Here is a 13,200-nt window from a genome sequence, read left to right on the forward strand (position 1 = left end):
GCCCTCAGTTCCCCGCGGTCTCGATGTCGGTGTCGACCGCGTCGTACCGGTCCGCGACAGCGGCGAACGGCTCGCCCTCGCGCAGCGCGGTCAGCTCGTTGGCGAGGTCCGCGACGGGGATCCGGACCTGCGCCGCGGAGTCGCGCTCGCGGAGCGTGACGGTGTCGGGGCCGTCGCCCTCGATGCCGTCGCGGTCGACCGTGACGCAGAACGGCGTGCCGACCTCGTCCTGCCGCCGGTACCGGCGGCCGATCGAGCCGGAGTCGTCGTACGCGACCGCGAGCCCCGCCGCGCGGAGGTCGGCCGCGACCTCGTCGGCGAGCGCCGTGAGGCGGTCGTCGTTGGTGACGAGTGGGAAGACCGCGGCGTCCTGCGGCGCGACCTCGGGCGCTAAGGAGAGGTACGTCCGCTCCTCCCCGTCGACCTCGTCGGTCTCGTAGGCGTGCGCGAGCAGCGTCTGGACGGTCCGCCCGACGCCGAACGACGGCTCGACGACGTGGGGCGTGATGTGCTCGCCGCTCTCGGTCACCTCCTCGACCGAGAAGTCCGCGACGTCGGCGTCGACCTCGCGCGGTTCGCCGTCCACGTCGACGGTCACCGTCTCGCCGTCGAAGGCGTCGGGGTCGCGCTCGGCGAGCGCCTCCAGCGCCTCGGCGACCGCGGCGGCGTCGCCGCCGAACTCGGGCCCCAGCACGGACATGTCGGGGTCGACCGTCGCGCGCTCGACCGTCTTCGGCTCGTCGTAGCGCTTGAAGACGGTGAACGCGTCGTCGCCGTACTCGTCGTGCTTCGAGAGGTCGTAGTCGCCGCGGTACGCGAAGCCGGCGATCTCGATCCAGTCGCCGTCGACCTCGCTCTCCGCGTCCCAGCAGTCGGCCGCGTAGTGGGCGCGCTCGCCCGCGAGGTGCTGGCGGAACCGGAAGCGGTCGAGGTCGACGCCGACGCGCTCGTACCACTCCTGGGCGACGCCGAGGTAGTAGCCGACCCACGGGGAGCCGATGACGCCCTCGTCGACCGCCTCGCCGACCGTCGTGTCGAGGTAGTCGCCGTCGTCCGCCTCCTGCTCGCTTGCCGGGTACAGCCGGACCTCCACGTCGCGGACGCGGTCGAGCGGCGGCTCGTCCTCCTCGGGGTCGATGAACTGCTCTAACTCGGCCTGCGTGAACTCGCGGAGCCGGAGGAGCCCGCCGCGCGGCGAGATCTCGTTGCGGTAGGCGGGGCCGATCTGGGTGATGCCGAACGGGAGGTTCCCGCGGGCGTACTCCTTCAGCCGCGGGAACTCGACGAAGATCCCCTGCGCGGTCTCCGGGCGGAGGTAGCCGGGCTGGGCGTCGCCGGGACCGATGTCGGTCGCGAACATGAGGTTGAACGCCTCGACCGGCTGGCCGGCGAGCTCGGTGCCGCAGGCCGGGCAGGCGATGCCGGCGTCGGCGATCAGCTCGGCGACCTCCTCGCCGGGGAGCGCCTCGGCGTCCTCGACGTCGGTGGCGTCCTCGACGAGGTGGTCGGCGCGGTGGGACTCGCCGCACTCGGGGCACTCGACGAGCATGTCGTCGAACCCCTCCAGGTGGCCGGAGGCCTCGAAGACGGCCTCTGGCATCACCGTCGGCGCCTCGATCTCGCGGTTCCCCTCGCGGATGGTGAACCGGTCGCGCCACGCGTCCTCGACGTTCCGCTTGAGGGCGGCGCCCTGCGGGCCAAACGTGTAGAAGCCGGCGGTGCCGCCGTACGCGCCGTTCGAGCCGAAGAAGAACCCGCGGCGCTTCGCGAGTTCGGCGAGCGCGTCCGCGGCCATCTACAGCCCCTCCAGCAGGTCCACGTCCCGGACGATCCCGTCGAGGTCCGTGCCGGAGACGAGCGGGACCTGCTCGATGTCGTTGCTGATGAGCTCCTGGGCGACCTCCCGGGCCGTCCGCGTGGCGTTGACCGTGATCAGGTCCTCGGTCATGAAGTGGCGGACCGCCTCGGCCGGGATCTCGACGTTCCGGGTGGGGAGGTAGCGCGCGCCGGTCGCCTTGATCCCCTCCCAGGACCACTCGGAGTCCTCCTCGGCGATCGAGTCGCCGGTGCTCGCCTCCCCCTCGACCACGCGGGCGACCTCGAGGATGTCGACCTCGGTGAGCATCCCCGCGACCGCGGCCTCGTCGTCGAGGACGACCGCGTACGGGACCCCGGAGAGCCCGATCTCGCGCTCGGCGACCGGCAGCGGCGTGCCGGCGTGGGTCGCGTTGACCGCGCGCGTCGCGAGCTCGCCGACCTGGGTCTCCCCGTCGACCTCGCCGCGGGCGATCGCCCGCACCACGTCGGTGACGGTGAGGATGCCGACGAGCTCGTCGCCGTCGACGACGGGGAGGCGCCGGGACTCCTCCGCGACCATCGTCCGGGCGGCCTCGACCATGTCGTCGTCGGCCGCGACGGTCGGCACCTCGCGCATCAGCAGCGCGAGCTGGTCCTCGTCCGGCTGCTCGATCAGGTCGTCGCGCGTGACGAGCCCGCGGTACACCTCGTCGCCGTCGACGTCTTTCACGACCGGCACCGATGAGAAGCCGTGCTCCTGGATGTACTCCAACACGTCGTTGCGGCTCCCGGGGATCTCGACGACGACGAGCTCCGACCGGGGCGTCATGGCGTCTGCGACGTTCATGCCCGTCATTCAGCGTGACACCTCTTGTATACTGCGAAGGTGGGCGGAGACGGACCGCGTGGCGCACAGCGGAAAGGCCGGCCGCGCGGAGACGCGCAGAGCCGGAATCCCGGCGCGGAAGCCCCCGGCGCGGGAGCCCCCGGTGAGCCGATGAGAAACTCGACACGTTCGAGCACATCGTCGGCCGAGGGGCCGGGTATCGGGAGATACGTCGGCCGGCGGTCCCGGGAAACTCGGATCTGACGGCGGATTCCGGTCGGGTTCGCAACTCTTATACGTACTGTGAACTATTCACAACCATGTCACGGAGTTCCACTCCTTGGGACGACCCGGACCCCGACCGCCGTCGGACGGCGCTGCCGACGGACCCGGCGCTCGACGCCGCCGAGGCGCCGGACGTGATGGCGTCCATCGACTCCTCGTCGTCGCGACCGGAGCTCGTCATCGCGGACGTCTCGCGGGAGGACGCGTGGGTGTCGGTCGACGAGACCGACGCGACCGTCCTCGAAGAGTGGTGTTGAGCGCGTAGCGGCCGCGGACGCCGCCGGCGCCGGACCCTTTTCGCAGTTCGTCTACCCCTACCGGAGCCCCCGCGCCGCCTCCCAGCCGCGGATCAGCGACCCGACGGTCCGGCACGTCGGAACCGCCACGGCGTGACGCTCCGCTCGGTCGGCGATCGCCCCGTAGACGGCGTCGACCTCGGTCCGGCGGCCGTTCGCCACGTCCTCGCACATCGACGACCGGTTCGCGGCGGTGCGATCGGCGACGCGCTCGACGGCCGCGACCGCCCGGTCGTCGGCGAGGTCGACCCCGACCGCCCGGGCCGTCGCGGCCGTCTCGCGGGCGGCCTCGCGGGCGACCTCGCCCGCCGGGCCGTCCAGCGTCGGCCCGTTCTCGGTCCGCGCGAGCGCGGAGGGGCCGTTGATCCCGGCGTTGACCGCGAGCTTCTCGAAGCGGCGGACCGGCATGTCCTCGGCGACGACCGCCTCGATCCCGGCCGCCTCGAAGGCCGCGCCGACCCGCGCGGCCGCCGGGCTCGGGCCCCCGGAGAGCGCGCCGACCACCACCTCGCCGACGCCGGTACAGGTGACCCGGCCCGGCTCCGCGAACCGGGCGCCGTAGGTCGCGGTGCCGGCGAGGACCGTCGCGTCGAGCGCGGCGACCAGTCGCTCCTCGGTGAGCCCGTTCTGGAGCGAGCAGACCGCCTCGTACTCCCCCGTGGCGAGCGCCCGGGCGGCCGCGTCGGTGTCGTACGCCTTCGTCGTGACGAGGGCGAGGTCGGCGGCGCGGTGCCGCCCGTCGGTGAGCGCGCGAGGGGCGACGCGGGCGTCGATCTCGCCGTCGATCCGGAGGCCGTCCTCCCGGATCGTCCGCATGTGCGGGTCGCGGCCGACGAGCGTCACGTCGTGTTCGCGCGCCAGCAGCCCGCCCACGAGGCTCCCGAGCGCGCCGGCGCCGTAGACGAGCACCTCCATACCGACGGCGACGGGCGCCGGCTGAATAGTGGTGACGGTGGGGCGGGTCGGTGCCGACCGCGCCGTCCGCCTCAGCCCTTCAGCCCGCTGCCGGTCAGCGGCACGACCACGTCCTCGTCGGGATCGATCTCCCCGCGGTCGCGGAGGGTCCGCAGCGCGGCGGGCGCGACCGCGCAGGTCGGCTCCGTGTAGAACCCGGCGGCGTGGAGCCGGTCGAGTTCGCGGGTCGCGGCCGCCTCGGTGACCGCGACCGCGTCGCCGTCCGTCGCGTCGACGGCAGACAGGATCTCGCGGTCCCGGACCGGCTCGGCGATCTGGATCCCGTCGGCCGCGGCGTTGACGACGCCCTCCGGATCGGCGGCATCCGGGCCGTGGAGCGCCCGGACGATGGGCGCGACGCCGGCCGCCTGCGCGCCGTAGAGCCGGGGGACGGAGTCGGTCCAGCCGGCCCGTTCGAGCCGCCGGAACCCGCGGTAGGCGCCGAGGAACAGCGTCCCGTGGCCGAGCGGCGTCACGACCGCGTCGGGGGCGTCCCAGCCGCTCTGGTACGCGATCTCGTACGCGACCGTGGCGGTTCCCTCGAAGAACGCCGGGTTCCAGGCGTGGCTGGCGTACCAGGCCGGGTCGTCGTCCCCGTCGGCGGCCGGGCCGCCGGCGTCGCCCGCGGGGTCGTCTCCGCTTCCGTCGAGCGCCGCGACGCACGCCTCGGTCACGTCCCGCCGACTCCCCTCGATCCGGACCGGCTCGGCGCCGGCGCGACGGATCGCCGCGAGCTTCGACTCCTTCGCGTCGGCGGGGACGTAGATCTCGGCCGCCATTCCGGCGCGGGCGGCGTAGGTCGCGACCGCGGCGCCGGCGTTGCCGGAGGAGTCCTCGACGACGCGCTCGACGCCCAGCTCGCGGGCCCGCGTCAGCGTCGTCGTCGCGCCGCGGTCCTTGAACGAGCCGGTCGGGAAGACGTACTCCAGCTTGAACGACGCGTTCCACGGCGCGGCGTCGCCGCCGTCCGCGTTCTCCGCGGATCCGCGGCCCCGGTCGGCGTCGACGAGCGGCGTCAGCCCCTCGCCCAGCGTCACCCGGTCAGCGGGGTCGTCGCCGACGGCGAGGAAGCCGTCGAACGCCCACAGACCGTCGCGCGCGTCGAACGACTGGGGGTCGGGCGCGGGACCGTCCGGAACCGGAGGCTCGGCGAAGTCGAGGGGGGCGCCGCACCGGCAGCGCCAGCGGTCGCGGTACGTCTCGCCGCAGTCCGGACAGCGGAGGGCGCGCACTCCTCCGCTCGATCCGTCGGGGGAACCCATCAGTACTCGTCGACGTTGGTACCGATCGAGCAGACGTACTCGCCTGCGGCCACCTGCGGGAGCCGACGCGTCCGCCAGAATATCCCGTCCGTGTCGGCGGTGACGCGGCCCTCCAAGGCGCCGAAGGTGTCGGTCACCTCGAAGAGGACGTCGCCGGCCGAGACGCGCTCGCCGAGTTCGCGCTCGAAGCGGACCAAGCCGCCGGCGGGCGAGCCGTACTGGTCGAAGCCGCGGGCGCGCGTCTGCGAGTCGAGGGCGGCGTCGCCGTCGAGGAACCCGTAGTGCCGGAGCACGTTGAACACGCCCTCGACGCCGTACCGGATCGACTCCTCGTCCCAGCCGACGCAGCCGCCGAGCTCGGGGTCGACGGTGGGGATCCCGTGTTCCGGACCGGCCCGGGCGAGCTGGCCGTCCGGGCCCTTGATGTCGAGGACGTGCCCGCAGCCGAACGCCTTCGCGAGCTCTAAGCAGTCGCCGTGGAGGCGGTGGCGGACGCCGCAGCGGACGCGCGTCTCGTTTATCATCCGGCTCGTCGACCCCTGGTGGAGGTCGAGGATGTAGTCGGCGCGCTTGGCGACCTGGAACGTCTCGTGGGCGATCCGCTCGCTCGTCGTCCCGTCGGCGTCGCCGGGGTAGCCGCGGTTCATCTTCCGGTCGTCGACCGGGTTCCGGTGTTCCGCCGCCTGGAACGCGAAGTGGTTCACGATGCCGACGACGAGGACCGACCCGGACAGCTCGGCCGGGTCGAGGCGCGGGACGACGCGGTTGACGACGCCGAGCCCGTTCAGCTCGTCGCCGTCGCTCACCGCCTGGACGTACAGCGTCGGCCCGTCGGCCGCGCCGTTGACCGCGGCGACCGGCAGCCGGACGGGGCTCCCGTCCCGCATCTCCCCCACCTCGAGACGGCCCGTGTCCGTCTCGCCCGGAGCGGCGCGGGCCGTTCCCAGCGTTATCATTACGCGGAGGTGGGGCGGCCGGGACTTTATCCGTTCGGTCCGCGGCGATCCGACCGACGCAAGCTTTATCGCCGCTTTCGCCCAACCGGACGGTACCAACCCCCGCGGCGTCCGTCCTCATCGGCCCGAACGACGGCCGCGGAGCCCCCATGAGCATCGACATCGACCCGCTGCGCGAGGCCGACGGGATCACCGTCACGGACCACATCGAGAACACCCAGTTCGACGTGTACACCGACCGGCCGGTCGAGCCGCGACGACGGCCCGAATCGGACCACTACTTCCCGGTCGACGCCAGCGTCGCCGTCGAGACCGGGGCGATCGAGATCCCGCGCGTCGCGGTCGTCGAGACGCGCGCCGGCGACGGGACGCTGCTCACCCACGGCGACTGCTACACGATGCCGGACGGGACGTACCACGTCGGGATCAACCCGGCGCCGACGAAGCTGTACCTCACCTTCGACGCCGGCTTCTCCGTCTCGACGACCGACCGGACCACCCGGATCGACCTCGACGCGCCGGGGACCGTCGGGCTCGGCTTCCGGTCGCTCCACCAGACGCCGGCGGGGACGATCACCGCCCCGACCGACCCCGAGTCGCTGATGGACGCCGTCTCGCTGCTCGGCTCCGCGCTCCAGACGACCAGTCCCGAGCGGTCGTTCCCCACCTTGCGGGGGCATCCTCCGCTGATCGAACCCGGCGACGAGTTCCGGGTCCCCGAGCGGGTTGAGCCCGTCGACAGCGGCGTTCGGATCGTCGTCCCGCCCGAGTACCGCTACCTCTACCCAGTCGTCTCGCTGGCGTACTACTTCGCGGCCGACGTGGTGCCGGGCGACGACCCGCGGATCGAGGGCGACGGGTGGACGTACCCGCTCGAACCCGGCTTCGAGGCGCGGACCGCCCAGGTGCTCAGGCAGTCGTTCCACATGGACTGTCTCGCCCGCACGGAGGGGTTCTACCCGGTCGACCTCCACGAGCGCGAGACGACCGGCCTCGACCTCGACTGGGGGCGGCTGTACGACCTCCCGCTCGCGGAGCGGCTCGGCGAGTACCTCGACGTGCCCTTCGAGGCGGTCGAGCCAGAGCTGCCGCAGTGGACTCTGACGACGGACGTCCGACCCGACCCGGAGAACGTGGAGATGCTCCCGTTCGTCGCGGGCGAGCTGTCCATCGTTCGCTCGCCGGAGACCGTCACGCCGGTGGAGGATGACGGAGGAGTCGGCGTCGGCTTCCTGGGCGGCGCGGACCGGAGTTCCGCGCGGGCGACGAGGCGGGAGGCCCCGGCCGGCGGCATCGGCCTCGGAGACGACGAGTTCGTGCGCGGCGGCGCGAGCGCGGCGGCCACCCGCGGCGCGGACGCCTCCGCGGAGCGCGGCGCCGTCGCCGCCCAGACCGACTTCGTCCGCCCGGAGCCGGTCGACACCGTCGAGCACGCGTGGGTCGGCGACGGCGTCCCGCTCGACGCGAACAAGGCGACGCTCGACGCGTACCACCGTCGGCTCGAAGCGGGTCAGGTCGAGCAGTCGCGCATCTCCGTCCTCGTCGTCTGTAACGACGAGCAGATGCGCGAGGAGGGCAACGTCGCCGACCTCTACGGGCTCCGCGACATGGTCCAGTTCGACATCGAGGTGCGCCACGACCTCACGCGCGCGGAGATGCGCGAGACCCTCGAATCCGACGTGGACTTCCTCCACTACATCGGACACGTCGACGACCGCGGGATGCAGTGCGCGGACAGCTACCTCGACCTGACCGACGAGGACCTCGAGATCGGCGTCAGCGCCTTCCTTCTCAACGCCTGCCAGTCCTACCAGCAGGGCGAGGCCCTGGTCCACCGCGGCTCGCGCGGCGGCATCGTCACGCTCTCCGACGTGGCGAACTCGCCCGCGACGACGCTCGGCCGGATCATCGCCCGCCTGATGAACAGCGGGTTCAACCTCCGCACCGCGCTTCACGTGGCGAAGCGCGAACTGATTACCGGCCACCAGTACATCGTGGTGGGCGACGGGGGGACGACCGTTTGTCAGAGCAGGAGCGGTGTAGCATTAGTAATCAATCTAAGAAATGAGAACAAATCAGGCTGGGATGTGAATGTTGGAACGTTCCCAAATGGCCCATATGGGGTAGGGACCATGACAACACTGAATTTAAACCAAGATGGCTCTAATCATATTGTTCCATCGACAATAAACATAACCTCAATAGACGATGAGGAGGTTGCTTCCTTCCTTGACCTGGAAAATACACCGATTTTTTACAACGGCGAATTAACTTGGAATGATAAGATTGAGACGATTAAGGACCGGGATTAGAAGCTGCCTGATTCGCCACCGCAGGCGCCGCCTGCGTTAACAGCAGCAGCGCGGTGAACAGGACGCCGGCCATTTTTGGGTGCTCTGCCAGGTAATCTGCGACACTTTCGTGCATATTCGAAAAGTATCAGGATAAATAAATATTGAGATTGTTCTGCGGTTGGATTATAGAGATGTTTGAACTATAAATTATCTGTATTAAATAAACATGGCCGCTAAACTTCGAGAAATTGCCCGTTCTACCCCGATCGACAACGACCGAAAACCGCCGCTCTCGCGACCGTCACTGAAGACCGCGTTTTTTCACCGCCCAGCGCGCAACGGACCGTGCCATGACCGACATCGAAGCGGCGATCCGGGAGGCGTTCGAGCACACGGAGTACGACCTCGGCGACGTCGCGGTCAACCGCCGACAGGTCCGCGTGCCGGTGAGACAGGAAGGCGCCGACCCCGACGCGCTGCGGGCGGTGATCGAGGAGGCGCTCGGCGCGGACGCGCTCGCGGCCGTGACCGTGACCACGGAGCGCATCGCCGGCGAGGACACCGTCGGCACCGTCGTCTCGTTCCGCTACCGGGACTGAGCGACGGGAGCGCGCGGGTCGCGGCGACCGCCGCGAGGACGCGGTACGGTTAACACGGCGGTACCCGTACACACGGATCGTACGATGACGGCCGAGGACGGACACGACGGCGCACAGTACCTCGCCGGCTCGCCCGTTCGGGTCGCGATACTCCGGGCGCTGCGCGAGGAGCCGCGGCGTCCGGCCGAACTGACCGACGCGGTCGACGCGACCCGAACGACGGTTCAGCGGATCCTCGGGGGGTTCCGCGAGCGGAACTGGGTCGTGAAACGCGACGCCGACTACCGGGTGACGCCGACCGGAGTACGCGTTCACGACGCGTACGAGGCGCTCCTGACCGAGGTGGAACGCGGCGAGCGCTACGGGCGGTTCGCCGAGACCGTCGAGCGTGTCGGCGTCGACTTCCCGCCGGAGGGGATCCCCGACAGCGACCTCACGGTGGCGTCCGATCAGAACCCGCTGGCGGTGGTCGACCGGCTCACGGACCTCCTCCGCGAGAGCCGCGGCGCCGAGATCCGGGCCGTCTCCCCGGTCGTCCTCCAGCAGTTCAACGACGCGGCGGCCGCGGCGCTGGACGGCGGCGCGGACGTGGAGCTGATCATCGACCGCGACGTCGCCGACGCGTCGGTCGCGGAGTTCGGTCCGGCGACGGACCGCGCCCTGTACGACGACGACGCGACGGTGTACGTGAGCGCCGAGCCGATAGAGTACGGGCTCGTCCGGTGCGGCGACGTCGCGTGCGTGGCCGCGTACGACGAGCGGAACAACCCGCGATGCGTGCTCGAATCGACGGACGAGACCGTCGTCGACTGGGTCGACGAGGCGTTCGCGTCGCTTCGGGACGAGGCGACGCCGCTCTCCGCCGTCGTCGAACGCGTCTGAGGAGTCGGCTACGCGTCGTCGGTCGTCGCGGTCTCCTCGGCCGCCGCGTCGGCCGCGTCGTCGTCCGGGTCGAAGTTCGCAGGAACGACCGTCGGGTGATCGATGCCGACGGAAGGCGTGGTGGCGCTCATGGCTCTACGCGAGGGTACGCGACTCACATTCTAAAAATTACCCATAGGCATAACGCATCCGGCCGCGGGCGGCGGATGCGTCCAGGTTATCGGTCCGTTACGCGAAGTGCTCGTCGTACAGGTCCTGCGCGTGCTCGATGGCGTCCTTCGCGGCGGCCTTGTCCTCCCAGCCGAGCGTTTCGACCTCCTTGCCGGCCTCGAGGTTCTTGTAGGTCGCGAAGAACTCGTCTATCTCGTCGAGGGTCTGCTGCGGGATGTCATCGAGGTCCTCGATGTGGTCGAACCGCGGGTCCTCGGTCGGCACCGCGATCACCTTGTCGTCCTGCTCGCCGTCGTCGTCCATCTTCATCAGCGCGACGGGGCGGGCCTCGACGACGCAGCCGGGGAACGTCTGGTCCTCGACGAGCACCATCACGTCGAAGGGGTCCTCGTCGTCGTAGTACGACTGCGGGATGAACCCGTAGTCGTACGGGTAGTGGACGTTCGAGTGGAGCACGCGGTCCAAGACGACGCCGGGGATGTCCTTGTCGTACTCGTACTTGTTGCGCTCGCCTTTGAGACACTCGACGACGGCGTAGATCTCGTCCGGCGTGTTCGGTCCCGTCTCGAGATCCTCCCAGAGGTTGACCATGTGCCCGAAGATGCGTCGAAGCCGGGCAAAGTCCTTTCGGGATCGCCTGAGCCGGTGGACGCGCGGCGCGACGGGGACGGCGAACCGCAGCGCCGATTCGCCCCGTCAGGGGTCGAACCCCGGGTTTCGATCGCGAACCGAAACGGCGATGCGACCGACGGATCGTCGGCGCACTCGGCGCGAACGGAATCGATCGGTCGAACGCAGTCCGCCGGCGGATCGCACGGATGTCCGCGAAGAGACCGTCGATACCGAGGGATCCGGACAACCGTTCGAGGTTACGCATCGCAACGATCGTGAATGTTGAGAAAGACTATAAGTTCGGGCCCCTTTCCACTACGCATGTCAGAGGCACAAACAGTCACTGATGAATCGAGGGCGGCGAGCGATCTCACGGCGTTCCAGCAGAACATCCTCACCATCCTGGCCGAGGAGCCGATGTACGGTCTCGCGATCAAGCGGGAGCTGGAGGCGTACTACGGCTCCGAAGTGAACCACGGCCGCCTGTACCCCAACCTCGACGATCTCGTCGACGACGGGCTCGTCGAAAAGAGCGAACTCGACAAGCGGACGAACCAGTACGAGCTCACCGAGGAGGGCCACGACGTGGTCCTCGGGCAGATCGAGTGGGTCCTCGACCGGTTCGTCACCGACGAGGAGCGCGCGGACGAGGTCCGCGCGCTGCTGGAGTAGTCGAGCGCGCCCCGCGGGGCCGTCCGGCATCGAACGCTAACCGACCCTTTTGGCACACGGCGCGGCGAAAGCCGCGTTTTTCTCCGCCGAGCGGCCGCTACGCCGAGTCGCTCGTGTCGGGTGAGTCCGCGGCGTCGGGGGATTCGTCGGCGGCGGACCCGCCGGCGTCGCCTGATTCGTCGGCAGCGGGATCGTCCACGTCGTCGACCGCCACGTCGTCGACGTCCACGTCGGCGGCGACGGACTCGATCACGGACAGCGACTCGTCGACGGCGTCGAGCTGCTCGTCGGTCGGCCACCCGTTCCGGACCAGGTACTCCTCGCGGAACTCCGCCCGCATCTCCGGGGTCGCGTCGTCGACCGTGCGGACGTAGTGGTTGCTCATGAACGTCGCGAACGTCTCCGCGGTGCGCGCGTGGACCGCGGCCTCGCGCTCGGCGACCGCCGCGGCCACCGCCTCGTTGTACGCGGCCACCTCGCGGTAGCGGTCGGCGTCGCCGGGACCGGACAGCGACACCTCGACCGCGCGGTCGGTGTCCTCGACGCGGTCGAGTTGAACCGTCCCCTCGTCCATCCACTCGTCGGGGTACAGGACGAGCGCGTCGTCCTCCTCGCGGACGCGCGCGGTGTAGCCGTACTCGGCCGCGAGGGCGTCGCGCCGCTCGCGGTACTGCGCGGCCGCCTGCTCGATCTCCGGGGTCGGCTCCGCGGATTCGGCCTCGCGGGCGAGCCGCGTGAGCCGCTCCGCCTCCTCGACCGCCTCGACCGGCACGTCCGGGACGCGCTCGTCGTCGGGATCGGGCGAGTCCACGGCGTCCGCGGGGTCGTCGGCCGCCTCCTCGTCTCCCGCCGCCATCATCTCGCGCGCCCGCTCCTTGGCCCACTCGGGCGGGTCGTCGTCAGTTCGCGTCATCGAGTGCCTCGTTCGCCAAGTCGTCGGCGCGCTCGTTTATCTCCCGCGGTACGTGGGCGATCGACCAGCGGTCGAACCGCTCCAGCAGCTCCCGGGCGCGGACCCGCCGCTCGCGCAGCTCCGGGTCGTTGGCGTTCCACTCGCCGCGGACTTGCTTGACGGTCAGCTGGGAGTCGCCGCGGACGTCGACCGCGTCGAAGCCGTACTCGTCGGCCGCCTCCAGCGCGCGGATCAGCGCCGCGTACTCGGCCTGGTTGTTCGTCGCGCGGCCGATGCGCTCGCCGCCCTCGGCGACGACGCCGTCGGACGTGACCAGGCACCAGCCCACCGCGGCCGGGCCCGGGTTCCCGCGGGAGGCCCCGTCGAAGTAGACGTGCGCGCGGCCGCCGCCGTCGCGAAGCAGGGCGGTCAGGCGGGTGGGGTCGCTCCCCTGGACGACGACCTTGTCGTCGTACGCGACCGCGACGGCCCCGTCGCGGTCGGCGCGCCACCGCTCGTGGGGCGTGTTCCCCTCGTCGATCCGGACGCCGGCGTCCGCGAGCCGCTCGCGCGCGGCCGTCGGGTCGCAGTCGATCGTCGGCATTCGTCCGGGTTCCGCGCCGGGCGGACAAAGGGCTGTCCGTCCGCCGACTGAAAAGGGGCCGAAATCGGAGGCGCCGCCGACGCGGGCGGCGTGTCCCG

Annotated in this window: 15 protein-coding genes; 5 read left to right on the forward strand and 10 right to left on the reverse strand. The window is 70.8% G+C overall.

Annotated features, from left to right (window positions below):
* Nucleotides 1-4 precede the first annotated feature (4 nt).
* Complete coding sequence (glyS, locus tag HPS36_RS04980) at nt 5-1,795, reverse strand: glycine--tRNA ligase (RefSeq protein WP_173228845.1); 1,791 nt, start codon at nt 1,793-1,795, stop codon at nt 5-7.
* Nucleotides 1,796-2,644, reverse strand: coding sequence for a CBS domain-containing protein (locus tag HPS36_RS04985; RefSeq protein WP_173228847.1), 849 nt, complete (start codon nt 2,642-2,644; stop codon nt 1,796-1,798).
* Nucleotides 2,645-2,943: 299 nt separating this feature from the next.
* Here HPS36_RS04985 and HPS36_RS04990 point away from each other — a divergent pair, with 299 nt between their 5' ends.
* A complete protein-coding gene (locus HPS36_RS04990; protein ID WP_053771909.1) occupies nt 2,944-3,165 on the forward strand; it encodes a DUF7556 family protein in 222 nt (73 codons plus the stop codon).
* Between the two features lie 57 nt (nt 3,166-3,222).
* Here the strand turns inward: HPS36_RS04990 and HPS36_RS04995 are convergent, their stop codons facing one another.
* The 3 genes from HPS36_RS04995 to HPS36_RS05005 all read right to left on the reverse strand — a co-directional run bounded on the left by HPS36_RS04995 (nt 3,223) and on the right by HPS36_RS05005 (nt 6,376).
* Nucleotides 3,223-4,119 (reverse strand): ketopantoate reductase family protein, encoded by an 897-nt coding sequence (locus HPS36_RS04995; RefSeq protein ID WP_173228849.1) that lies wholly within the window; start codon nt 4,117-4,119, stop codon nt 3,223-3,225.
* A gap of 71 nt (nt 4,120-4,190) precedes the next feature.
* Complete coding sequence (locus HPS36_RS05000; RefSeq protein WP_173228851.1) at nt 4,191-5,420, reverse strand: pyridoxal-phosphate dependent enzyme; 1,230 nt, start codon at nt 5,418-5,420, stop codon at nt 4,191-4,193.
* The gene (locus HPS36_RS05005) at nt 5,420-6,376 is read right to left on the reverse strand and encodes a succinylglutamate desuccinylase/aspartoacylase family protein (protein ID WP_173228853.1); all 957 of its coding nucleotides are present in this window, start codon (nt 6,374-6,376) and stop codon (nt 5,420-5,422) included. The genes HPS36_RS05000 and HPS36_RS05005 overlap by 1 nt, the downstream gene beginning before the upstream one ends.
* Before the next feature lie 149 nt (nt 6,377-6,525).
* On the opposite strand from HPS36_RS05005, the gene HPS36_RS05010 reads away from it, so the two are divergent.
* On the forward strand, nt 6,526-8,688 hold the full coding sequence (locus HPS36_RS05010; RefSeq protein ID WP_173228855.1) for a caspase family protein: 2,163 nt from the start codon (nt 6,526-6,528) through the stop codon (nt 8,686-8,688).
* Here HPS36_RS05010 and HPS36_RS17075 read toward each other — a convergent pair.
* Nucleotides 8,672-8,803, reverse strand: coding sequence for a DUF7503 family protein (locus tag HPS36_RS17075; RefSeq protein WP_449405247.1), 132 nt, complete (start codon nt 8,801-8,803; stop codon nt 8,672-8,674). The genes HPS36_RS05010 and HPS36_RS17075 overlap by 17 nt on opposite strands.
* Before the next feature lie 217 nt (nt 8,804-9,020).
* Here HPS36_RS17075 and HPS36_RS05015 point away from each other — a divergent pair, with 217 nt between their 5' ends.
* Both HPS36_RS05015 and HPS36_RS05020 read left to right on the forward strand, forming a co-directional pair.
* The gene (locus HPS36_RS05015; RefSeq protein ID WP_007345008.1) at nt 9,021-9,269 is read left to right on the forward strand and encodes a hypothetical protein; all 249 of its coding nucleotides are present in this window, start codon (nt 9,021-9,023) and stop codon (nt 9,267-9,269) included.
* 84 nt (nt 9,270-9,353) lie between these two features.
* Nucleotides 9,354-10,151: a helix-turn-helix transcriptional regulator gene (locus HPS36_RS05020; protein WP_173228857.1), complete on the forward strand. Its 798-nt coding sequence runs from the start codon at nt 9,354-9,356 to the stop codon at nt 10,149-10,151.
* An 8-nt stretch (nt 10,152-10,159) separates the two neighbouring features.
* On the opposite strand, the gene HPS36_RS16970 is transcribed toward HPS36_RS05020, so the two are convergent.
* Entirely contained in the window at nt 10,160-10,282 is a 123-nt protein-coding gene (locus HPS36_RS16970; protein ID WP_268898303.1) for a hypothetical protein, read from the reverse strand.
* A 97-nt stretch (nt 10,283-10,379) separates the two neighbouring features.
* Nucleotides 10,380-10,913 carry an inorganic diphosphatase gene (locus HPS36_RS05025; protein ID WP_173228859.1) on the reverse strand — a complete coding sequence of 178 codons (534 nt, stop codon included), beginning with the start codon at nt 10,911-10,913 and terminating at the stop codon, nt 10,380-10,382.
* A gap of 342 nt (nt 10,914-11,255) precedes the next feature.
* On the opposite strand from HPS36_RS05025, the gene HPS36_RS05030 reads away from it, so the two are divergent.
* Nucleotides 11,256-11,606 carry a PadR family transcriptional regulator gene (locus tag HPS36_RS05030; RefSeq protein ID WP_173228861.1) on the forward strand — a complete coding sequence of 117 codons (351 nt, stop codon included), beginning with the start codon at nt 11,256-11,258 and terminating at the stop codon, nt 11,604-11,606.
* A 97-nt stretch (nt 11,607-11,703) separates the two neighbouring features.
* Here HPS36_RS05030 and HPS36_RS05035 read toward each other — a convergent pair whose 3' ends face one another.
* The gene (locus tag HPS36_RS05035; RefSeq protein WP_235681742.1) at nt 11,704-12,519 is read right to left on the reverse strand and encodes a DUF7108 domain-containing protein; all 816 of its coding nucleotides are present in this window, start codon (nt 12,517-12,519) and stop codon (nt 11,704-11,706) included.
* A complete protein-coding gene (rnhA, locus tag HPS36_RS05040) occupies nt 12,506-13,102 on the reverse strand; it encodes a ribonuclease HI (RefSeq protein WP_173228863.1) in 597 nt (198 codons plus the stop codon). The genes HPS36_RS05035 and rnhA overlap by 14 nt, the downstream gene beginning before the upstream one ends.
* Between the last annotated feature and the right edge of the window lie 98 nt (nt 13,103-13,200).

Origin of the sequence: Halorubrum salinarum, from assembly GCF_013267195.1 — an archaeon.
In the GTDB taxonomy this organism is placed as follows: Archaea; Halobacteriota; Halobacteria; order Halobacteriales; family Haloferacaceae; genus Halorubrum; species Halorubrum salinarum.

Coding starts and splice junctions, on each gene's coding strand:
- glyS (WP_173228845.1), bottom strand. CDS start 1,795: ATGGCCGCGGACGCGCTCGCCGAACTCGCGAAGCGCCGCGGGTTCTTC.
- HPS36_RS04985 (WP_173228847.1), bottom strand. CDS start 2,644: ATGAACGTCGCAGACGCCATGACGCCCCGGTCGGAGCTCGTCGTCGTC.
- HPS36_RS04990 (WP_053771909.1), top strand. CDS start 2,944: ATGTCACGGAGTTCCACTCCTTGGGACGACCCGGACCCCGACCGCCGT.
- HPS36_RS04995 (WP_173228849.1), bottom strand. CDS start 4,119: ATGGAGGTGCTCGTCTACGGCGCCGGCGCGCTCGGGAGCCTCGTGGGC.
- HPS36_RS05000 (WP_173228851.1), bottom strand. CDS start 5,420: ATGGGTTCCCCCGACGGATCGAGCGGAGGAGTGCGCGCCCTCCGCTGT.
- HPS36_RS05005 (WP_173228853.1), bottom strand. CDS start 6,376: ATGATAACGCTGGGAACGGCCCGCGCCGCTCCGGGCGAGACGGACACG.
- HPS36_RS05010 (WP_173228855.1), top strand. CDS start 6,526: ATGAGCATCGACATCGACCCGCTGCGCGAGGCCGACGGGATCACCGTC.
- HPS36_RS17075 (WP_449405247.1), bottom strand. CDS start 8,803: ATGCACGAAAGTGTCGCAGATTACCTGGCAGAGCACCCAAAAATGGCC.
- HPS36_RS05015 (WP_007345008.1), top strand. CDS start 9,021: ATGACCGACATCGAAGCGGCGATCCGGGAGGCGTTCGAGCACACGGAG.
- HPS36_RS05020 (WP_173228857.1), top strand. CDS start 9,354: ATGACGGCCGAGGACGGACACGACGGCGCACAGTACCTCGCCGGCTCG.
- HPS36_RS16970 (WP_268898303.1), bottom strand. CDS start 10,282: ATGAGCGCCACCACGCCTTCCGTCGGCATCGATCACCCGACGGTCGTT.
- HPS36_RS05025 (WP_173228859.1), bottom strand. CDS start 10,913: ATGGTCAACCTCTGGGAGGATCTCGAGACGGGACCGAACACGCCGGAC.
- HPS36_RS05030 (WP_173228861.1), top strand. CDS start 11,256: ATGTCAGAGGCACAAACAGTCACTGATGAATCGAGGGCGGCGAGCGAT.
- HPS36_RS05035 (WP_235681742.1), bottom strand. CDS start 12,519: ATGACGCGAACTGACGACGACCCGCCCGAGTGGGCCAAGGAGCGGGCG.
- rnhA (WP_173228863.1), bottom strand. CDS start 13,102: ATGCCGACGATCGACTGCGACCCGACGGCCGCGCGCGAGCGGCTCGCG.